The 19,816-nt window shown below is 58.5% G+C and carries 18 protein-coding genes and 1 other RNA gene; all 19 read right to left on the reverse strand.

Annotated elements, in window-relative coordinates; translation table 11 throughout:
• Positions 1 to 3 precede the first annotated feature (3 nt).
• Entirely contained in the window at positions 4 to 882 is an 879-nt protein-coding gene (whiA, locus tag JONANDRAFT_RS05535) for a DNA-binding protein WhiA (RefSeq protein WP_008521565.1), read from the reverse strand.
• A complete protein-coding gene (locus JONANDRAFT_RS05540; protein WP_008521566.1) occupies positions 879 to 2,000 on the reverse strand; it encodes a gluconeogenesis factor YvcK family protein in 1,122 nt (373 codons plus the stop codon). The genes whiA and JONANDRAFT_RS05540 overlap by 4 nt, the downstream gene beginning before the upstream one ends.
• Positions 1,997 to 2,884, reverse strand: a complete 888-nt coding sequence (gene rapZ, locus JONANDRAFT_RS05545; protein WP_008521567.1) for an RNase adapter RapZ — start codon at positions 2,882 to 2,884, stop codon at positions 1,997 to 1,999. Before rapZ ends, JONANDRAFT_RS05540 begins: the two co-directional genes overlap by 4 nt.
• A 6-nt stretch (positions 2,885 to 2,890) precedes the next feature.
• On the reverse strand, positions 2,891 to 3,529 hold the full coding sequence (locus JONANDRAFT_RS05550; RefSeq protein ID WP_035787108.1) for an SPOR domain-containing protein: 639 nt from the start codon (positions 3,527 to 3,529) through the stop codon (positions 2,891 to 2,893).
• Between the two features lie 124 nt (positions 3,530 to 3,653).
• Positions 3,654 to 4,826: a cell division protein FtsZ gene (gene ftsZ, locus JONANDRAFT_RS05555; protein ID WP_008523112.1), complete on the reverse strand. Its 1,173-nt coding sequence runs from the start codon at positions 4,824 to 4,826 to the stop codon at positions 3,654 to 3,656.
• Positions 4,827 to 4,838: 12 nt separating this feature from the next.
• Positions 4,839 to 6,134 carry a cell division protein FtsA gene (ftsA, locus tag JONANDRAFT_RS05560; RefSeq protein ID WP_008521572.1) on the reverse strand — a complete coding sequence of 432 codons (1,296 nt, stop codon included), beginning with the start codon at positions 6,132 to 6,134 and terminating at the stop codon, positions 4,839 to 4,841.
• Positions 6,135 to 6,159: 25 nt separating this feature from the next.
• Complete coding sequence (locus tag JONANDRAFT_RS05565) at positions 6,160 to 6,936, reverse strand: hypothetical protein (RefSeq protein ID WP_008521573.1); 777 nt, start codon at positions 6,934 to 6,936, stop codon at positions 6,160 to 6,162.
• A gap of 19 nt (positions 6,937 to 6,955) precedes the next feature.
• Positions 6,956 to 8,389: a UDP-N-acetylmuramate--L-alanine ligase gene (murC, locus tag JONANDRAFT_RS05570; RefSeq protein ID WP_008523113.1), complete on the reverse strand. Its 1,434-nt coding sequence runs from the start codon at positions 8,387 to 8,389 to the stop codon at positions 6,956 to 6,958.
• 4 nt (positions 8,390 to 8,393) lie between these two features.
• Positions 8,394 to 9,410, reverse strand: coding sequence for a UDP-N-acetylglucosamine--N-acetylmuramyl-(pentapeptide) pyrophosphoryl-undecaprenol N-acetylglucosamine transferase (locus tag JONANDRAFT_RS05575; RefSeq protein ID WP_021775753.1), 1,017 nt, complete (start codon positions 9,408 to 9,410; stop codon positions 8,394 to 8,396).
• An 8-nt stretch (positions 9,411 to 9,418) separates the two neighbouring features.
• Complete coding sequence (locus JONANDRAFT_RS05580) at positions 9,419 to 10,486, reverse strand: FtsW/RodA/SpoVE family cell cycle protein (protein ID WP_008523115.1); 1,068 nt, start codon at positions 10,484 to 10,486, stop codon at positions 9,419 to 9,421.
• Between the two features lies 1 nt (position 10,487).
• A complete protein-coding gene (gene murD, locus JONANDRAFT_RS05585) occupies positions 10,488 to 11,804 on the reverse strand; it encodes a UDP-N-acetylmuramoyl-L-alanine--D-glutamate ligase (RefSeq protein ID WP_008521577.1) in 1,317 nt (438 codons plus the stop codon).
• Between the two features lie 14 nt (positions 11,805 to 11,818).
• A complete protein-coding gene (locus JONANDRAFT_RS05590; protein ID WP_008523116.1) occupies positions 11,819 to 12,772 on the reverse strand; it encodes a phospho-N-acetylmuramoyl-pentapeptide-transferase in 954 nt (317 codons plus the stop codon).
• Positions 12,769 to 14,148 (reverse strand): UDP-N-acetylmuramoyl-tripeptide--D-alanyl-D-alanine ligase, encoded by a 1,380-nt coding sequence (locus tag JONANDRAFT_RS05595; RefSeq protein ID WP_008523118.1) that lies wholly within the window; start codon positions 14,146 to 14,148, stop codon positions 12,769 to 12,771. Before JONANDRAFT_RS05595 ends, JONANDRAFT_RS05590 begins: the two co-directional genes overlap by 4 nt.
• Positions 14,142 to 15,635, reverse strand: coding sequence for a UDP-N-acetylmuramoyl-L-alanyl-D-glutamate--2,6-diaminopimelate ligase (locus tag JONANDRAFT_RS05600; RefSeq protein WP_008523119.1), 1,494 nt, complete (start codon positions 15,633 to 15,635; stop codon positions 14,142 to 14,144). The genes JONANDRAFT_RS05595 and JONANDRAFT_RS05600 overlap by 7 nt, the downstream gene beginning before the upstream one ends.
• 46 nt (positions 15,636 to 15,681) lie before the next feature.
• Complete coding sequence (locus tag JONANDRAFT_RS05605; protein WP_008523121.1) at positions 15,682 to 17,382, reverse strand: peptidoglycan D,D-transpeptidase FtsI family protein; 1,701 nt, start codon at positions 17,380 to 17,382, stop codon at positions 15,682 to 15,684.
• A 3-nt stretch (positions 17,383 to 17,385) separates the two neighbouring features.
• Positions 17,386 to 17,739 carry a cell division protein FtsL gene (locus JONANDRAFT_RS05610; protein ID WP_008521582.1) on the reverse strand — a complete coding sequence of 118 codons (354 nt, stop codon included), beginning with the start codon at positions 17,737 to 17,739 and terminating at the stop codon, positions 17,386 to 17,388.
• The gene (gene rsmH, locus JONANDRAFT_RS05615) at positions 17,727 to 18,638 is read right to left on the reverse strand and encodes a 16S rRNA (cytosine(1402)-N(4))-methyltransferase RsmH (protein ID WP_035787109.1); all 912 of its coding nucleotides are present in this window, start codon (positions 18,636 to 18,638) and stop codon (positions 17,727 to 17,729) included. Before rsmH ends, JONANDRAFT_RS05610 begins: the two co-directional genes overlap by 13 nt.
• A gap of 13 nt (positions 18,639 to 18,651) precedes the next feature.
• Positions 18,652 to 19,083, reverse strand: a complete 432-nt coding sequence (mraZ, locus tag JONANDRAFT_RS05620) for a division/cell wall cluster transcriptional repressor MraZ (RefSeq protein ID WP_008521584.1) — start codon at positions 19,081 to 19,083, stop codon at positions 18,652 to 18,654.
• Between the two features lie 331 nt (positions 19,084 to 19,414).
• Positions 19,415 to 19,772, reverse strand: an RNA gene (gene rnpB, locus JONANDRAFT_RS07925) — RNase P RNA component class A.
• Positions 19,773 to 19,816: the final 44 nt, after the last annotated feature.

Genomic DNA, 19,816 nt, shown 5'->3' on the forward strand with positions numbered 1-19,816 from the left:
CCTTTAAGCTTCCTCAAGCGGGGAAAAGCCCCGCTCTTCCGCCAGTTGCTGAAGTCTGTGCCAACGATATTTTATCGTAGACTTGCTCATCTGTGGATCCAAAAGCGTCCCTAATTCGCCCAAGCTGGCCGCCGGATAGGAGAGGCGAAGCCGGAGTACCTGAGAAAGGGCTTCGGGCAGGTCAATCTCCTGATCGAGAAAAAAACGAGCCAGCTCAACCTGCCGTCTTGCCGCCGCAACCGACCGGCGAATATTCGCCTCATCGCAGTTAGCCTGCCTGTTGGCCTGATCCCTTAAAAACCTGACAAGTCCTCTGTTCTGCAGGACCTGAACGGTCTGAGGCAGTTTGAGGTTGTGGCACAGCTGGATGATCCCGTCCAAGTCCCGCAGGATCAGCTCCGTCCGACCGCCTTTGACTCGGCTGGATGCCTTGATTCCCGCCGCCGCCAGCGAGTCCATCACCCGCCCGGCTAAAACTGGCTGTGCCAGCCGCATCAGACAATAGTACCCGCTTTTCGGAGCGTACAGGCCGCCGCAGACGCCGAACACGCCTCTCATCCACGCCCAGCGCAAAAACTCCGGGCGATCCTGCACCGCAAGAATTGCCCGATACCCCTCTGTGGGCAGCGCTAAGGCCACTTGGCCCCGCCCAAGGCAGAGCTGCTCCCCCAGAGGAAGCCCCTCACAGATCGGACACTTGGGCCAAAGGCGTCGAACCCGGCGAAATGTCCAGAACCGCCCGCAGGACAGGAGAACTTTTTCGTCCGCGGCCGCGCGAACGCCCATCGAGGAAACAAGGCCTGCAAGTTCCGACTCGGCGGAAACAGGGTCGGGTATCTCCCCGGTGAGCCACTCGTCCCAGAGTCGGTTGGATATCTTCATGACAGGGGCCGAAAATGGCGAAGCGCCCGCATAAGGACTTCTGCCAACCGCGCGCTGTGATGCCTGATGACGGTTCCGTCTTTGACTTGAAGAAGCAGTTCTCTGTAAACGTTACAGCCCAGCGAGACCAGCTCTTCTTCTTCCGCCTCAGACAGGGTCAAAGGGACTGAGCCTCTTTCCTCATACCGATCACGAAGAGCGGGAACAATCGGAGCTTGGTTGACCACGACGCCGTCAGGGAAGCGCCCCAGCGTTTTAGCAATCCACCGGACGTGATCCATCAAACTCAAAGCGCTGGTTTCACCCGGCTGGGTCATCAAGTTCGCCACGTAAATGACCGGCGCCGCTCCGTCCCTGACCGCGTCAGCAAAGCCAGGAACTAAAAGGTTGGGGATAACGCTTGTGAACAGGCTTCCAGGACCTAAAACGATCATATCCGCGCCCTCAACGGCCTGAATGGTCTCGCGTTCCGGCTCGGCGTCCTTCGGTTCAAGCCAAATTTCTTCGATTTTGTCGCCGTGTTGGGAGACTTCCAACTCTCCTCGGACAATGCCGCCGTCTTCCAGTTTGGCCGCCAAAGTGACAACCTCCGTCGTGATCGGCAGCACCCTACCTCGGACCGACAACAGGCGGTTCATCAGCTGGACACCGTTTTTAAAATCGCCGGTCTGCTCGATCGCGGCGAGAAGCATCAGATTCCCTAAGCTGTGTCCCTTCAGGTCTCCTCGGTCAAAACGAAAGTCGAGAAATGAGCTCAAGTGGCTGTCGTTTTCGCTCAGGGCAACCAAACAGTTCCGAATGTCGCCGGGCGGAAGGACGCCCCAATCCCGAATCAGCCGACCGGAACTTCCGCCTTCGTCCGTCACGGTCACAACAGCTGAAAGATTCTTCGTGTAGGCCTTCAGTCCCAGCAAAAGAGACGAAAGCCCCGTGCCGCCGCCGACAGCGACAATTGACGGCCCCATCGCCAGACGAATTTGAACCGCCGCCTGCGTCCGGGCCTCTTGACTCTTGCCCGGGAACTGGCCCCGGCCTTTCAGGCCCCGCCGTCTTCTGAAAAGAACCGCGCCAGCGCCGGACAGGACCCCAACTGCGAAGGCAGCAATCAGCCAGATCATCCTGAAATCAGCTCCGATCCGGAACCGCGCTTTAGATCCCGGTGATTGACGTTCACCGTTACGCCCGGCAGCTGAGAAAGGCGCTCGGCCAGCCACTCCGCGGCAAAGACCGAACGATGTCGGCCGCCGGTGCAGCCCAGCGCCACGTGAATATAGTTTTTCCCGCTGTTGTGACAGACGTGAAGGATCGACGCCAGCAGGTCATAGCACGAACACAAGAACTCGTTTGCCGGGCTGCGCTCGAAAATATACTGCCGAACAGGCTCGTCAAGCCCCGACTTGTCTTTGAGCTCTGGCTCGTAGTAGGGATTAGCAAGAAAACGAACGTCAAACAGAAAATCAGCGTCAGCCGGGTTGCCGTACTTGAACCCAAACGACGTGACCAACACGTCGACGCTTTCCTTCCCCTTATCGATCAGGGACAGGACGTGTCGTTTCAGCTCAGCGGCGTCAAATCTGGTGGTGTCGATGACCAAGTCCGCCAGCTGACGAACCGCATGAAGCATCTGCCGCTCGGCTCGAATACCGTCCAGCAAGGACTCTTTAAACCCAAAAGGATGCCGTCGCCTTGTAAACCGATACCGACGGATGAGCGTCTCTTCGGAAGCCTCCATAAAAAGCACCGTCAGCCGTACGCCCTGATCCCGCAAAGCCCTGATAGCGCTCGGCAGCTCGGTTAGAAGAGCTTCGCTTCTGGCGTCCACGACGGCTGCCACGTCCCGTTCCTCGCTGCTGCGCCCGCCCACAAGAGACGCAAGAGCCGGCAGCATCGGTGCAGGCAGGTTATCGACGGTAAAAAAGCCCTGATCTTCTAGGGCATCCAAGACACAGCTTTTTCCGCTCCCGGACTGGCCAGTAACGACAAAGACCCTTCCTACAGGCATGTCAGATCACTGGTTTTTCACGACTAAAACAGGGTAGCCGGCGCTTTGCAGCTTATCAGCCACAGCCTGAGCCGACTCGGCGCTCGAACCGCCGGCGACAAACACCCTGAAGAACGTCCGTCCTTTGACCTCCGCCCGCCGGACGACGGTCGCATATCCTTTCGACTTCAGCTCGGCCGATACTGTCGACGCTCCCTTGTCGTCGGTAAACGAGCCGCTCTGCACCAGGTAATTGCTCTTTTCAATCGTCGCCCCACGGTCCGGCGCTGAGACCGCCGGACGCGCGACAGGTGCGGGCGCCGCAGAAACAGCCGGGCGCACAGCAGGAGCCGGTTTAGCGGCAGGCTTTTTGGCCGGAGGGGCCGTTTTGACAGGAGCGACAGCAACCGCAGTCTGACCATTTTTGTCAGTCGCAGGTTCGGCAACTAAAGGCCTGGCATCAGCGGGAACCACGTCTGCCTGAACTGGGACAGGCTCGACAACGGCTGACCGCTGGGGAAGCTCCGAGTGAACAGGAGCCGGCTGAACCGTCCGTGCCGGGCTGTTGACGACAATCGGAGTCTTTGAGGCTTGGGCGGGAAAGAACAGCACCTTGATCCCGATGATCAAAATTGCTAAAAATACGATTCCCAGAACAGGAAGCATTAAGTCACCAAAATTCAGCGCTGGTTTCTGTTTGAATCGGTTCGTCGATCGACTGGGCATGAAAACACCTCATTTCTTGCTGCAATTTAAAAGAAAAGGGGACAGATACCTGTCCCCACATCGGTCACTTTTTTCTGGCACGGCGGCTGATAGCCGGCGTGTCATAACTGTCGTCGCCCCCAACGTTCAGGAAATCGTCCTCATCATCGGAGACCAAGTCGGCAGGGTTCAGGTTCAAGCCGCTCCGTCGCTGGCCAGCCCCCCGCGGGCTGTCAAAGTGAGCTGAGCTGACCTGACGGTTCTGCCGACGAATCGCGCCGGTTCCGTTAAAGCCAGTCGCAATAATCGTGAAACGAACCCGATCCTCCATCGCCGGATCCGGAGCCCATCCCCAAATGATGTTGGCGTTCTCCTGAGCAGCCTGAGCGATGACTTGGTTGGCCTCGTTGATCTCATGCAGTCCGACTTCCGGGCTGACCTCGATAAAATACAGCAGGCCAGTGGCACCGCTCATCGGGGCCGTCATCATCGGTCCGCTCATAGCGGCCCGGGCAGCGGCAACCGTGCGCCCCTCGCCCTTCGCTTCGCCGATACCCATGATGGCCGTTCCGGCACCTCTCATGATGGTGCAGACGTCGGCGAAGTCCACGTGAACCAGAGCTGCCTTGCGGATCATTCCGGTAACGCCGGCCACAGCCTGACGCAGCACGTCATCGGCAACTTGGAAGGCCTCAAAGAACGACGTGCCCTTGTCGCAGACTTCCAGCAGCTTATCGTTCTCGATGATGATCAGAGCGTCAACCTTGTCTCGGAGCTCGTTAACACCCCGCTGGGCGTTTTGAGCCCGCATGGGGCCTTCCCAAGAGAACGGCATGGTGACGACTGCGACCGTCAGGGCTCCCAGCTCTTTAGCGATCTCAGCGATGATCGGAGAGGCACCAGTTCCAGTCCCGCCGCCCATGCCGGCGGTGATGAACACCATGTCCGCACCCTCAAGAACCGCTTTAAGGTCTTCTGTCGACTCCTGAGCCGCCTCTTTGCCGCGGGCGGGGTCCGCTCCAGCGCCGCGTCCGCCGGTCAGCTTTGTCCCTAAGGCTATCTTCGTCGGGGCCTTGGAGAGCTCGAGGGCCACCACGTCAGTGTTGACGGCGATAAAATCTACGTCCACAACTTCGCTGGCAATGATGTTGTTCAGCGCGTTGCCGCCGCCGCCGCCAACTCCTACAACCTTGATGACCTCTCGCGGAGGCATCGCCTGCGTCGTGCTGGGCTTAAAAACTTCGTTATTCATTGTCATCCCCGTTGCCTCCTAAAAAAGCTCTTTCAGCGATTTCAGCATTTTCTTAAAAAGCCCTTCGCCTAAGCGTCGGGACGATTGAGGCGCCTGTTCCACGTCGACAGAGAAGAAGCCCGACATGATCGAATCAACAGTGGAATCAAGATACTTGTATCTGTTCCGACGTTTTTCCAGCAAGTAGAAGATAATGCCCATCAGCAGGCAGTACTGGCTCGTGTCACAGCCAGGACGAAGTTTCTGAATCGGAGCTGCCGGCGCCCGACGAACAGGCAGGTTCAAAATGGACGAGGCAAACGTCTCAATCCCGTCTGTTTGAGCGACACCGCCGGTCAGAACGACCCCGGACGGGAACTGATGCTTCGAGTTCTCCGCGATAAACGGCGCGACCTTCTCCTCCAAAAGCTCTTCAATTCGACAGGCAACTGTCTGCCGTATCAGGTCGCCGTCCAGTTTTCGGGTCTGTCCTTGAATAGAGGCCGTTACTTCTTTAGCCGGTTCAGCGCCTGAATCAAGTGAAACGGCCTTCTTAACCTCTTCGGCGGCCCCCATGGGTATCTTCAGCATCTGGGAGACGTCGCTGGTGACGTAATCCCCGCCTATCGGGAACACCGTAAACGCCACCGGCCGATCTTCGTTGAAGATCGCCACGCTGGTTGTGCCTCCGCCGAGGGAAAGAGAGACCGCGCCGACGCTTTTCTCCTCTTGGTTGAGCGACCCGAGCGCCGCCGCCAGCGGTTTGTAAACCAACCCGCGAACTTGAACCCCAGCGTGCTGAACGCAGTTAACGACGTTCTGCACAATCGAACGGGGCATGATGACTGCCTGCAGTTCGACCTCAAGGCGGATGCCGGTCATGCCGAGCGGATCGTCTATGCCGCTATTGCCGTCAATGGAGTACTTGATAGGAAGCAGGTGGACGACGCAGTGATCTGACGGAACGGACAGGCCGCTCAACGCCGACTCAATAACCCGCATCACGTCGTCGTCAGCAACTTGACGAGGCGTTCGACTAAGGGAAATCATTCCCCAGACTGATTTAGTGTACGCATCGACCCCGCTGAAAGCAACCGTCACAGCACGGATATCAAACCCCACCATGGACTCCGCGTCGGCAATAGCAGCTGCAACCGAGTCCGTGGCTCGGTCAAGGTTCACAATCAGACCCTTGCGGACTCCTCGGGAAGGAGCCTGGCCGATGCCGATGATCTGTACTTCGTCACCGGAGAACATGTCCCATTCAGCGACAACCGCTGAAATTTTCGATGTTCCGAGATAAAGACCAACGAGAATCTCGGCATCCTTTCCCATTGAAAACACTCCTTTGCTCACTACATCACTCAAACGAGCTGTCCAACTGCCTCAAGATGACTTTATCCTTGTATGTCGCGTCAAACAGGCTGTATCCCTTGGTCGCGCCGTCGAGCAAAAGCCTGTGGGCGACCGGAAGCGTCTTGTCAAGATACGGCAGACTTCCTAAAAACGAAATGGACGTTCCTTTCGTTCTGCTCGTCAAAAAGCACTGCACCACGTCTTCGCCGCCACGCCTCCGAAGCACGATGTTGCTCGCTGTCATATCTGGCATTCCGGACAGGTGGGCCAACAAATCACGCACCCACTGAGCTGACAGGTCGCTTTTTCCCATATGTTCCAAGGTCCCGTCAGTCGAAAGAACCGACACGGGGAAGCTGTCATCAATGTGGAGCGCCGGCAGTCCCTGAGGCGATCCGAGCATGTACTGGTCGGACAGCTTTTTCGTCCAGATGTGGCCGTCCTCGGCAAGGAAAAGATTCTCGCCGTGCCAAATCAGCTCAATGGCCGGACTCAAGCTTTCAACGAAGACTTCAATGCTCTGCCCCATGTGGGACGAAGAAACTGTCAGATGAACGGGCAGACCGTCTTCCCATTCCCTCATTTGGTCCCAATGGAAACACCACATCGGGCCGAAGAATGAAAAGCTCTCGCTCCACGCGTGAATCTGAGCCTCCGTGGCCGGCGTGCCATTTCTGACTATCAGACTTCTTAGACGAAACGGTTCGTACAGCTCACCGACTTTCATCAGCGCCCCTGAGCCAAGGGCCAGCAGGAGCGCCGCAACGCCCCGCCAATTCATTGTCCGCAGAAGAAGACCATTACGCGGTTGCGGAGCAGGGCGCTTTCAGGTTCTGAAGGATCAGGTCGCCGATGACGCAGACGTCCCCAGCTCCGGCCGTCAACAGCAGGTCTCCCGGCTGAAGCACCGACATGACACACGCCTCGGCGTCCACTTTATCGCGAACGAGATGACAGAGCCCCGGATGCCGCTCGTGGATCTTATCCTGAATGAGAGAACTGGACACGCCGGGAATCTGCTGTTCGTCAGCGGCGTAGATGGGTAGCAAAATCACCTGATCAGCCTGAGAAAGGACTTGGGCGAACTGCTCATACAGAGCCGCCGTGCGGGTGTATCGGTGCGGCTGAAAGACCACCACAAGCCGCCGTTTGGGGAACATCTGCCCCAAAGCGGTGAGAGTGGCCTTCAACTCGTTCGGGTGGTGGCCGTAGTCGTCATAGACAAGGATATCATCTCCGGCGTTGCCCTTCTGCTGAAGACGCCGCTTGACGCCGTGGAACTCGTTCAGCGCGGAAACCATCAGGTCAAACGAGATGCCCAAGCGGGAACCGGCCGCCAGAGCTGCCAGAGAGTTGAGCAGATTATGTGTTCCTGAAACCGTCAGCCTGACCCGGCCAACCTGACGGCCAAATCGGTTGAGGGTGTAGCTCATGCCGCCGCCGGGATACTGCTCAAGGTTTGTCGGATAGAAGTCGTTCCCCTTTTCCAGCCCGTAGGTGACCCGATTCTGACAGTTTTGGCCTTCCAGACGTCCCAACAGAGCTCTGACGCCCGGATCGTCGCCGCAGAGAACCTCGAATCCATCGCTTGGAACGTTGGCAAGGAACGAAACGAACGCGTCAACAACCGACTGCCGGGATGGGTAATAGTTCACGTGATCCCAGTCAACGTTCGTCACAACGGCTACTGAAGGCTGGAAAAACTGGAACGAGCCGTCGCTTTCGTCCAATTCAGCCACCATGACGTTGCCGTTGCCTAATTTAGCATTGCAACCGATATCGCACAGTTCGCCGCCGATGGCAACCGTAGGCTCCAGGCCGGCCCGCTCAGCTATCAAACTGATCATGGATGTGGTGGTCGTTTTCCCGTGCGTTCCAGCCACGCCGACGCCACACCGACTGTTAAAAAGAAGGCTCAAGAGTTCAGCCCGCTGTACCACAGGAATGCCGCGCTCTCTTGCCGTTACAAGCTCCGGATTGTCTGAGGGAATAGCACTGCTGTAAGCCAAGATATCCGCTTTGTGGTCGTCTAAGTGATGCGGGTCGTGCCCTAAGTACACTGGAACCCCCGCTTCTCTGACCTTGGTCGTGTAGCAGCTGTTTCCCATATCGCATCCCGTCACTTGAAAGCCGAGAGCTTTGTACAGCAGAGCCAAGCCGCTCATGCCGGCGCCGCCAACTCCCATCAGATGAATGCTTCTGACCCGTGACAGATCAAGGCTTGTCGATGCCACTGCTCTATCTCCCTTCAGCGTTAACGCTCTGCAGAGCATCCCACAGAGCCTCGGACCCGCCGGAACGACCTTCCGGCCAACGAAGTTCCCGACCGGCCGCCCGTGAAAAAGCGTCGGAGAGGCCCTCGTCTCCAGTCCAGTATGGAGTTCCCGTCTCTTTGTTGAAAAGCTGAGCGTTGGCCAACTGGTGGCCGCCGGCCGACCCTTCCCACGGGACAACCAAAGCCCGCAGCCTGAGCGCCTCAATCTCCGCCAGAGTCGCCCCTCCTGCCCGGCTGATGACCAGATCAGCCGCGGAGTAGGCCAAGGTCATGTTCCACTGAGGCTCAACGGTCAGGGCGTTATCAAATGAAACCGACCCAGATGCCGCCCCGACGAACAGGAAAAACCACGCCTTTGATTCTACCATATTCGACAGTCGTTCGAGGTCTTCTCCGATGCCTCGGCTGCCAAGAGACCCGCCGACGACAACAGCTAGTTTTTTCCCTTTTTCGAGAGGCTTTTTCAATAGAAGGCGCTGAGCTTCGGCACGGTCAGTCAGCGACATCGCACGCACCGGGATGCCAGTATATTGGAATCTGCTGATGCCCCGACATTCAGACCAGCCTGAGGCGACAGGGCAGCCGAGGCGCGCCAGCATTCTGTTCCCTCGGCCGGCGATTACGTTCTGCTCGTGGGTCATCGTCCTGATCCCAGCCTGACGAGCCGCCCAAAAGACCGGCAGCGACAAATACCCTCCGAACAGCAGACACGCCGTCGAAGCTTCTTCTCGAATAAGCTTCTTCGCGGCTCGATAAGTTCTCACCAGATCAAGAGTCCTGCCGGGCGCTTTCTTCAACCCGCCGCCCAACGGGGACCCCACGATGGGCAGATAGTGGGCATGAACCCCGTGAGCCTCGCAGATCTGCCGTTCCAGAGGCCGGGATCCTGTCGCCAAGCTCCAGCTGACGTGATGACTTGACAGCCATTGTCCGAACGCTATCGCCGGGATCAGATGACCGCCTGTTCCCCCGGCAACCAACAGGATTTTCAGGACTCGTCACCTCCCTGCGCCGACTTGCGGGCAACTCTCGCGAGAATGCCGACTCTCATCCACATAAAAAGCAGAGATGTTCCGCCGTAGCTCACAAACGGAAGAGGCATGCCGCTGAGCGGGATAAGTTTTGTCACGCCGCCGATATTGATAAACAGCGGAAGAATCACCGAAACGCAACACCCCCAAGCGAACTGCTTTGAAATCCCAACAGAGCGCCGGTACACCTGAAGGGCCACAAACGACCAAATGATGAAACACCCTAAAAGGACCATCGTCCCAATGAGGCCAAACTGCTCGCCCATGGCAGGAAAGATGAAGTCGTTGTGAACCTCGGGGAGGAAGTCTTGAGACCGGTTGACCCCGATGCCCGACAGTCCGCCGTTGGCAAACGCGATCAGCCCTTGGATTACTTGGTAGCCAGAGCCCATTGGATCGCTCCACGGATCAAGCCAAACCGCAATTCGCTCCTGCCGGTACCCTTGGTGCATGACCACCAGATACATGAGCGGCGTCAGTACTGCCAGAGCTCCAGCCGGAAGCAAAAAACCGTACCGATCGACGAGCAGAGCGCCGGACAGCGCGACGATCAGCAGGACGCTGCCGAAGTCCGGCTGCCGAAGAAGAAACACAGCGCACAGGAACACGATTCCACCGGTCACAGCCAGCGCCTTAAGCTGACGGGCGTTGCGCTGATACAGCCGAACGAGCAGCAGGAGCAGGGCAAAGCTCAGGGCTTCGGCGGGCTGAAAGCTGAACGAGCCGAAATGAATCCACCGGGACGCGCCTTTGATGGTTACCCCGATTCCCGGCGCCAAGGTGAGGCCGAGAAACAGAAACGAGGCGGCGAAAGCACCCCACGCGACGCGAGTCCAAACGGTCAGCGGAATCGACATGACGGCTAAAAAGCAGATGAACGATACAGAAAGCCACAACAGCTGCTTAAACGCCGGCGAGTGTCCGGACCAGCCGGTCATGGCAGCAATGACAACGAGCCCGCAAAATGAAAGAAGCATTGGAATTAACCAGATCAGAAGCGAGCTCAGATCTCCCTTTCGCTCCATCTCAGTCCGGCAGAGCCATGACGAGGCGCTTGAAGTGATCTCCCCGCTGTTCGTAACTCTGGTACATATCCCAGCTGGTGCATGCCGGCGAGAGAAGAACCGTGTCTCCCGGGCGGGCCAATCCGTCGGCCGTCGAAACTACTTCTTCCATGCAGCTTGTCCTGTGAATTGACTGGACTCCAGCTTCCCGAAGGGCAGCCTCAATTTTGTCCGACTCCGCGCCGATGAGAATGACGTTCCTAGCTCGAGCTTTGACGGTCTGCGCCAGCGTCTCGTACTTCTCGCCTTTGCCCTTGCCGCCGAGGATGATGATTTTCGGCCCATCGATGCCCTCAAGAGCAGTGCGGGTCGACGCTACGTTCGTACCTTTTGAGTCGTCCACCCACGTAACGCCTCGACGAACTCTCACCAGCTGACACCGATGCGGCGGCGGAAGGAAATCGGAAAGCCCCTGAAGCGGCGCGAACGATTTGTCGATCAGTGCCAGAGCCGCACCGGCCATCGCCGCGTTTTCCAAGTTGTGCTGTCCCACCAGCGACAGCTGAGACCGATCGAACAGCTTTTCCCGGCCCGAATCCCGTTCAAGCCACACGGCCTGATCGTCCCAGTAAATTCGCGTTCCTTCGGTGCCGCCCAAGGTACAGACCGATCCGCCCGACGGGACAAGGGCAGCATCCCGAGCCTGAACGATCTCCCAGTTGCCCTTTCCCGGCCGGCCGAACACTTTCAGTTTGTCGGCCACGTAGTTCTCATAGCTTCCGTGCCAGTCGATGTGATCCGGAGCCAGGTTGGTCAACAGGGCGACTTGAGGCGTAAACGACTTGTTCCAGTGCAGCTGAAAGCTGCTCAGCTCCATCACTGTGTAGTCAACCGCCGTTCCCGCCGCGTTTGCTAGAGGCTCACCAATATTGCCGACCACCGCGACGCTTTGACCGCGGCAACGGAGCAAATGCCCCAACAGCGCAGTCGTGGTCGTCTTGCCGTTCGTTCCAGTGACGGCAATCGTTTTGCCGGGAAGCCATGGGGCGAGAAATTCCAGCTCTCCGACGACGGGTATCCCCCGCCCTTCTGCCTGTTTGACAGCTTCGGAGGCAGGAGAGACGCCACTGCTGACCACCATCTGGTCACATTCACAGCAGCGCGGGGAATGGCCGCCCGTTTCCCATTCAATTCCGGCGTTTCGGAAGCCGAGGCAGATCTCCGGCGCCAGTTCCTTTTTCATATCGGTCACAAAGACGCTGGCTCCGAGTTTTTTAGCCCATAAGGCTATTGCCTGACCGCTCACGCCAGCACCGACAACTGTTATTCTCCCCGCCATGCATCTCTCCCCTTTTAGAAAAGCAGATCTCCAATGAACAGGCACCCGGCAAGTCCGATGAGGTGAACGACCATAAACCGCCACGTAATCAGATTTTCCGGCCACCCTTTCAGCTGAAAATGGTGATGGATCGGCGCCATGAGGAACACTTTTTTCCCCCTGCCGTGAATTGAAACCAGCTGAATCACCACAGAAATCATCTCAACGCCGAACAGGAACCCGACGGGAACCAATGTCAGAATCGGCATACCGGACACGAGGACGATGGACACCAGGAGCCCAGCCAGAAAATGGCTTCCTCCGTCTCCCATGAACACTTGAGCCGGATGGGCGTTATGCCACAGAAACCCCGCGCAGAGCGCCGCGCCGGCGCAGGACGCCAAAAACGGCTCAGTTCCAGGGGCTAAAAAACACAGAGCGCTGAACGAGATTAAGGACGCTCCCGCCGCCAGCCCGTCCAATCCATCGGTAACGTTCAAGGCGTTCTGAGCGCCGACCGCGAGGAAGAAGGCCAGAAGCCACCACAGCACGCCAGCCCAAATACTTGAGGACGGGGAACCGGACAGACCGTAGGCCTGCAGCTGGGCAAACCAGACGATCGTCACAGCCATCTGCACAAGAAACTTTCCCTTACTGGAAAATCCTTCGCTGGAACCGCGCCGGAACTTCAGGACGTCATCGGTCAGTCCAATCGCCCCGCAAAGTACCGGATAGACCCACAGCGCGACGGCAGTCAAATTGCGCGTCACAAGCCCGCTGATTAAAAAACCAGAGCCGATCAGCATAAACACGACGCCGCCCATTGATGGAACCTTGGCTTTGACGGCCTCGTCAACTTTGGGCCCGTAGGCTTTCTGGACCTGAGACACGCCTTTTGTCCGCATGACGCTGATCCAGCTTTGCTGCGCCAAAATCTCACCGATTGCTACCACGATAAAGGTGACCAGTCCGAGAGCGAGGAAACTCATCGCCCGCCTGCCTCCTGACCTTTCAGCTCTTTGACCAACCGCTCCAGCCCGCAGGCGTGAGACCCTTTCACCAACAGCACGTCGCCGGAGCGAAGATTCAATCCGGCGACGGCTCGCCGGACCTCTTCCCAGTCCGTCAGCAGGTTGTCAGTCGCTTTCGCGCCGCTCTGCCAGTCCGAGCCGTAGGCGCCCCACCAATCGAAGCCCTGTCCTCGGGCCACTTCCATCACCTGCTGGTGCGCGGCGCTTGCCCCGGCTCCCAATTCGCCCATAGAACCCAGCAGGGCGAACTTCCTGCCCCGGATCTGAACTTCGCCGAGGCTCTGAATTGCCGCCGTCATGGACTTGGGCGACGCGTTGTAGCTTTCGTCAATCAAAAACGCCCCGTTTTGAAGCCTGACGACTTCGCCCCGCCCCGGCAGAGACTCGAAAGAAACTGCTTCCCTGACTGCCTGCCGGAAAGGAACTCCCATCCGCACCGCTAGGGCGAGGGCACAGCACAGCGGGTACAAGCCATGTTTTCCGGACAGCCGGACGCTGACGGGAACTCGATCACCGCTGTAACAAAGCCTTGCCGACACCTTGAAGCCTTCGTCCCACTCGAGCCGATCGTCCTCAAAGGACAGGCTGCCGTCTCGGCCGAACGTGGTGACCGGCGTATTGATTTGCGACGCCAACTCAGCCAACAGCGGATTATCAGCGTTTAAGACCGCGTCCTTGAGACGGCCGCCGCCAAAAATTCCAGCCTTTTCCCTGAGGACGCCCTGAACCGAGCCGAACCCCTCCAAGTGCGCCGGAGCCACCTCCGTGATAGCCGCCGCCGTCGGCGGGAAGAAGCTTACCATCTGGGCGATTTCTCCCGGGTGGTTCGCCCCCATTTCCAGCACGAGGCACTGGACGTCAAACGGCGCCGACAGCACGGCAACCGAGCAGCCGATCAGCGTATTGTAATTGCCCGACGCGGCATGGGTCCTTTGGGACGCCGACATGATGCGGGCGAGAAAGCTCCGCGTCGTCGTCTTTCCTACGCTCCCTGTGACGGCAGCCACGTGCTTCAAGTCGGGCAAACGGACCAAGTACGCCCGCGCGAGTTCAGCCAAAGCCGTCTCGCTTCGATGGCCGAAAATGAACGTGACCTGAGGCCACTGAGCAGGAAGTTTCTCAGAGACCCGCCCCCGCTCCGCTAAGACGACGGATGCGCCGCGGGCCAAAGCCGACTCGATGTACAGGTGTCCGTCGGTTGACTCCCCCTGAAACGCCGCAAATCCGTCGCCCGGCTCAACCGCACGGCTGTCCACCCGAAAGGTCAGAGGTAGCGGCCGATCCGGCCCTGTCACGTCCAGACCGTTGGGAAGAAGATCTTTTAAGCTCAGCACTGCCCCACGCCCCTTGAAGCGCTCCACTCGCCCACGACGTCCCTGTCGCTGTACGGGTATTTGACGCCTTTAATTTCTAAATACGGCTCGGCCCCTTTGCCCGAAATAACCACCACGTCGCCGCGCTCCGCCTCGTCAAGCGCGGCAAAGACGGCGTCACGGCGGGAGAGAACCGTCGAAAACGACGCTTTTCCGCCCTCCAGCCCGGCGACTATCGCCCGGGCAATTTCGGCTGGGTCCTCGTTCCTCGGATTGTCCATCGTGACAATAACCCGATCGGCGGTCTGTCCGGCAATTTTTCCAAGCTCCGGCCGGGCGCCCGCAAACCGCTCGCCGCCATGCCCGAACACGCTGATCAGGCGCTTTGCCAGAGGGCGAAGCGTCGCCAGCAAGTTAGTCAAGGCAATTTCCGTGTGGGCGAAGTCGACGATGACCGTCACGCCGTTGGACAGGTTGATTCGCTCCATTCGGCCGGGGACCTGCGGCATCGTTTCCAACCCCTTCACAACCGCCTCGGGACTGCACCCCAAGCCGATGCAAAGAGACGCCGCACCCAGCGCGTTTTCAACGTTGAACCGCCCTGTCATGGGCAAAGCGACCCGACCGAGAAACTGGCCGTCAACCTGCAGGTCAAAGTCCGAGCCGCCGGCTTTCATCGTCAGACGGTCTGCTTTCACACGGACGTCGGCACCGTCCCCAAGCCCCCACGTCAGGCTTGACGGGAAACGGGCCGCGAGCTTTTGCCCCCACGGGTCACAGCCGTTGACCGAAATGACGGCGTTCGGCTTCAGGTGTTCGGTAAACAGCAGGGACTTGGCGGCAAAGTACTCTTCCATCGTGCCGTGGTAGTCCAAGTGCTCGGGCGAAAGGTTGGTAAACAGGGCCCCGTCGTAAGTCGAGCCGGAAATTCTGCCTTGTACCAGCCCATGCGATGAGCACTCCATCACGCAGGCACCGCACCCGTTGGCAATCATCGACTCGTACAGCCTTTGAAGGGCTGTGCTTTCAGGCGTCGTCCGATCGGCCACAGTTTCTTTGTCGCCGTCGTGGTAGACGACCGTGCCAATCAGGCCGGTTTTTATCCCGCAGGCACTCAGGACGCTTCGAATCATGTAGCTGGACGTGCTCTTGCCGTTCGTTCCGGTCACGGCGACCATCTTCAGCCGATCGCACGGAGAGCCGGCCAGTCGGGCGGCTAAAAACCCCATGGCGGCCCGCACGTCAGTGACCTGAATCCAGTTGTCCAAGCCGTCCGTCGGCCGCTCAATCATGAACCCAGCGACGCCAAGCCGCAGGCCTTCCATGATAAAACTGTGGCCGTCAAAATGACGGCCACAGACGCACGCAAAAACATCTCCCGGCTTCACTAACCGGGAATCACTGCAGAGCCGGCTCGTCTCTTTCAGGCCGTTCCAGTCTCCGCCCCAGCCCAGAAGGAAACCAGCACGTTTAAGGTCATCCAAAGCCTGAACTATCCGTCCGTCCATTCTTCTCCCGCCCTTTATTTCCGTCCGGCCCAAGGGATCTTGCGCGTCAAATTTGTCCCTTCAGCCGCATAATTTCTTCGACGATGTTTTTGAACACCGGGGCAACTATCTGTCCCCCGTAGTACCTCTGTCCCGTCACGTCGCCTAGGACGATCAGCATGGTGTACTCCGGCCGGTCAGACGGCCAGAAACCGATCATCGACGCGTTGTATCGGCCTTTGACGTATACGCCTTTGTCAGCCACCTGAGCGGTTCCCGTCTTGGCCGCGATCGGCACAAGAGAAGAGTTCGCTCCCTTTCCGGTCCCCTGGGTTACCACCTGCCGAAGGACCGTTCGGAGCCATCGGGCTGTCCGCGACGAAAGAACGCGGGTAATTTCTTGTGGTTTCTGGAGAACTACTTCGTTTCCCTGAGCGTCTACGGCCCGCTGGACGATGAAGGGCCTCATCAGAACGCCGCCATTAACGATGGCGTTGAACGCCGTAACTAACTGCAAAGGCGTCAGAGCAAATCCTTGGCCGATCGCCACGTTGGCCGGGATAACCCCGTACCACTGTTCGGGAGACCGAAGCAGCCCGGACTCCTCGCCGCTCAGCATGATGCCGGTTTGACGCTCAATCCCCCAGTTTTTCATGTCGCTGTGGGTCTTGTAGGGGTCGCACCTCATGCCGATCTGCGCCATGCCGACGTTCGATGACTTCTCAAGGATCTGATCAACCGACAGCGTGCCGTTGTCCTTCGGCGTGGCATCGCTCATCACAGCGTCGGCGATCTGTATCCGAGCCGGACAGCGAAACGCGCTGTTAGTCTTGATGGCCCCATTCTCAAGGGCAATGCCCACCATGATGGGCTTAAAGGTCGATCCCGGCTCATACACTCGGCTAATAACGTTGTTCCTGAGCGCTTCTGGGTGAAGGAACGTCGAACGAACGTTCGGGTCGAACGACGGCCAGCTGGCCATGCCGAGGACCTCACCAGTTGAGCTGTGAAGGCAGACTGCCGCCGCCCACTTGACCTTGTTCTGAACCGCCGCTTGGCCGAGGAACTCCTCAAGGGCGTACTGCACCTGTGAGTCAACGGTCAGGTACAGTCCCTGCTCTTGGGTCGGATCCTCTTCGGTGGGTTCCGACAGAGGCCGGGCACCCCGGTAGTTAACCAACGAACGTTCAGGGATATAGAGCACGTTGTTCCACGTCAGCTCAATGCCCGAAAGGCCCCAACTGTCGTTGTCGCAGAACCCCAACAGGTGGGAAAAGATCTTCCCTTTCGGATAAACCCGCTTGCGTTCCGAGCGAACGAACACGCCCTTGCCGCCGGCTTGACGGATCTCTTCCGCCTGTTCTTCCGTCAGGTAGCGTTTCAGCCAGTAGAACCGTTTCGTCAGGGGTTTGGAGAGCTGAGACAGCATCTTTTTGTCCAGAAACGGGGCCAGCTGCTTCAGCCTCGAGCCGTCCCATCCCTCGACGCCCGGATCCAGAAAAACGCTCCAAGCGGGAACCGACATGGCCAAGGGAGCACCTGACCGGTCGTACACCGCCGCCCGATCGAGGGAGCGCCGCACCGTCTGCCGGTACTGCCCTGTCAGCTGAGAGAGCGTTCGGGGATCAGGATAGAGCTGGACGTTCACGACCCGAAACACCAACAGCCCCAAAATGCCGAACAGACAGAGCCACTCAAGCCGCTGTGAAAACGTCAGCCGTTTCCCGCGCTCCGGCTCGCTGGGCAAGCCGAGACGACGAAGCTCCATTCTTTACTGGAAAACTTGAAGCGGCATTCCCGGCAGAGCGGCGGTCTGAACAGAAGACCCCGCCTCTCCGACGCGAATCGTGCCGGCCAGCGAAACCTTCTGCATCCCAAGTCCCCCAATGGCCCGAGCGTAAACTGCCGCCGGCGCGGTCAGCCCTGCGCTTTCCCGCTCTAAGCTCTGAATGGACTGTCTGGACTGGACGATTTGCCGGTCCACCTGCATTGCCTGCCGCTCCAATGCGCTCGTCTCCGCCCGCATGTTGGAGATTTTCGCAAAGCAGAATACCGAAAGGGCAGCCATTACTAAGACAAGAGGTGCAACCTTCATCGCTCCCCTGCATGCTCTCACCGCCGCCATGGTCCTAGCCTCCCCTGTTCGATCTGATAGTTGTCCCGTCGTTCAAACGCCCTAAGCCTTGCGCTTCGAGACTTAGGATTCGATAAAACCTCGTCCTCGCTGGGCGTCAGGCCTCGGCGGGAAACCGGAATCCCCAGCCACTGACCTTCCCATTCCCTCATCGCCCACTTGACCAGCCGGTCTTCCAGCGAGTGATAGGTCACCGCCACGAAAACTCCGCCGTCGGCCAACAGGCCGCAGACCTGAGACAGCAGATCCTCCAGAGCTCCAAGCTCGTCGTTCACCGCAATCCGCAGGGCCTGAAAGACCCGTCTAGCCGGGTGTCCGTTCGCTTTTCGCTGCGCCGCGGCGGGCATTCCCTCCCGAATCACTTCGACAAGCTGCCCGGTCGTCTCAATCGACGACTGGCCCCGCCGGCGGGCGATGGCCCGGGCAATTGACCGGGCAAACCGCTCTTCGCCGTAGCGGAAGAAAATCCCCGCCAGCTCGTCTTCGGTCATCTGATTGACCAGTTGGCTCGCCGTCAACCCTTCCGAAGCGTTCATCCGCATGTCAAGCGGACCGTCCTCGCGAAAAGAGAACCCTCTCTCGCCTTCGGTGATCTGCAGGTTCGACACTCCCAGATCAACCACGACGCCTGCGGCTTCCTTTTCGCCGTGACTCGCCATCAGGTCGTTGAGTCGGCGGAAGTTCCCCGGCCATACGGCAAACCGATCAGCCCATCGAGCCAGCCGCTCCTGTGCGATGGCACGAGCCTGCCCGTCCTGGTCGATTCCCGCCACCCGGCACTCGGGCCAGCGGCTTAGGAAAGCCTCGCTGTAACCGCCAAGCCCCAGCGTCGCGTCGACCACCAAACCAACCGGCGGCCGAGGGAACGAGTCCATGACCTCCTGAAGCATGACGGGGCGGTGTTCAAACGCCAAAGTCCCCGACCCCTTCAGCCAAGCTTTCGAAGTCTTTCAGGATATCGTCCCGGCCGGCGTTCCAGCGCTCGCTGTTCCACAGCTCCACGTGATCGCTGACACCGACGATCGTGACCTGCTCTCCTAATCCGGCGTAGTCCTTGAGGAAAGCTCCCACCAAAATGCGTCCCGCGCCGTCTACCGGCAGTTCGTCTGCCGAGCCGAGCACGACCCGCATAAAGCGCCGAGCGCTTTCCTTGGCAAACGGCAGCGTCTGCAGTTTTGCCAAGTACTTCTCCCACCCGTCGGTGGAATACACGGCGACGCACCGATCCAGTCCTACAGTGCATACCACTGTAGAACCCAGTTCAGATCTGAATTTGGCCGGAAGGACGAGCCGTCCCTTGCTGTCCAGTCGGTGCTCACACGTGCCCATCAACATGGTAAATTCACCCACTTAATGACACTTTATCCCACGTAGCGTTAACATTAACCTTTTTCTGCCTTCCGGTCAAGGGGGAGAAAAAAATATCTTCCTGAGCTTGAATCATCAGCTCTTCGCCGTTTATGAAACGAATCCGAAAACGCGGGAAGATACTTCACATTTAGAATTCTTGTTGACAGATTTGTCCATCTATATGAAGCTGTTTGTTATCAAAAAATCCAATCCCGCTTCAAAAACAAAAAAACGACAGCCCCACCGCGGGCTGTCGTATCTAATATTCATAATAGAGAAAAAACTATTTACTTTTTTGAAACCGATTAAAAAAGGGGAATCCAGTGGTCCATAAGCCGGGTTCTGTCGTGGGAAGTCATTTCTCTAGGAGCCGATTTGCACCGGCCCTCAAGCGACCATACCCGGAGGTCAGCGGGCAGCCTCAACCCTCCCTATTTGATCTTGCTCCAGACGGGGTTTGCCTAGCACGTTCGTCGCCGAACGCCCGGTGGGCTCTTACCCCACCCTTTCACCCTTACCGCTGCGGGGACCGCAGGCGGCGGTCTGCTCTCTGTGGCACTATCCTGTGGATCGCTCCAACTGGACGTTATCCAGCGTCTTGCCCTGTGGAGCCCGGACTTTCCTCTCCCCTGCCCGGCAAAGCCCGGCAGGGCGGCGACTTCCTGTACCGCTGAATTCCCGTCCGTCAGTATATCACACCTTGTTTTTCAACAACCTA

The sequence above is a fragment of the Jonquetella anthropi DSM 22815 genome (assembly GCF_000237805.1).
GTDB lineage: Bacteria > Synergistota > Synergistia > Synergistales > Dethiosulfovibrionaceae > Jonquetella > Jonquetella anthropi.

Bases quoted from the DNA above. Each gene is read 5' to 3' on its own strand.
- whiA (WP_008521565.1), bottom strand. From the start codon at position 882: ATGAAGATATCCAACCGACTCTGGGACGAGTGGCTCACCGGGGAGATA.
- JONANDRAFT_RS05540 (WP_008521566.1), bottom strand. From the start codon at position 2,000: ATGATCTGGCTGATTGCTGCCTTCGCAGTTGGGGTCCTGTCCGGCGCT.
- rapZ (WP_008521567.1), bottom strand. From the start codon at position 2,884: ATGCCTGTAGGAAGGGTCTTTGTCGTTACTGGCCAGTCCGGGAGCGGA.
- JONANDRAFT_RS05550 (WP_035787108.1), bottom strand. From the start codon at position 3,529: ATGCTTCCTGTTCTGGGAATCGTATTTTTAGCAATTTTGATCATCGGG.
- ftsZ (WP_008523112.1), bottom strand. From the start codon at position 4,826: ATGACAATGAATAACGAAGTTTTTAAGCCCAGCACGACGCAGGCGATG.
- ftsA (WP_008521572.1), bottom strand. From the start codon at position 6,134: ATGGGAAAGGATGCCGAGATTCTCGTTGGTCTTTATCTCGGAACATCG.
- JONANDRAFT_RS05565 (WP_008521573.1), bottom strand. From the start codon at position 6,936: ATGAATTGGCGGGGCGTTGCGGCGCTCCTGCTGGCCCTTGGCTCAGGG.
- JONANDRAFT_RS05580 (WP_008523115.1), bottom strand. From the start codon at position 10,486: ATGGAGCGAAAGGGAGATCTGAGCTCGCTTCTGATCTGGTTAATTCCA.
- murD (WP_008521577.1), bottom strand. From the start codon at position 11,804: ATGGCGGGGAGAATAACAGTTGTCGGTGCTGGCGTGAGCGGTCAGGCA.
- JONANDRAFT_RS05590 (WP_008523116.1), bottom strand. From the start codon at position 12,772: ATGAGTTTCCTCGCTCTCGGACTGGTCACCTTTATCGTGGTAGCAATC.
- JONANDRAFT_RS05600 (WP_008523119.1), bottom strand. From the start codon at position 15,635: ATGGACGGACGGATAGTTCAGGCTTTGGATGACCTTAAACGTGCTGGT.
- JONANDRAFT_RS05605 (WP_008523121.1), bottom strand. From the start codon at position 17,382: ATGGAGCTTCGTCGTCTCGGCTTGCCCAGCGAGCCGGAGCGCGGGAAA.
- JONANDRAFT_RS05610 (WP_008521582.1), bottom strand. From the start codon at position 17,739: ATGGCGGCGGTGAGAGCATGCAGGGGAGCGATGAAGGTTGCACCTCTT.
- rsmH (WP_035787109.1), bottom strand. From the start codon at position 18,638: ATGCTTCAGGAGGTCATGGACTCGTTCCCTCGGCCGCCGGTTGGTTTG.
- mraZ (WP_008521584.1), bottom strand. From the start codon at position 19,083: ATGTTGATGGGCACGTGTGAGCACCGACTGGACAGCAAGGGACGGCTC.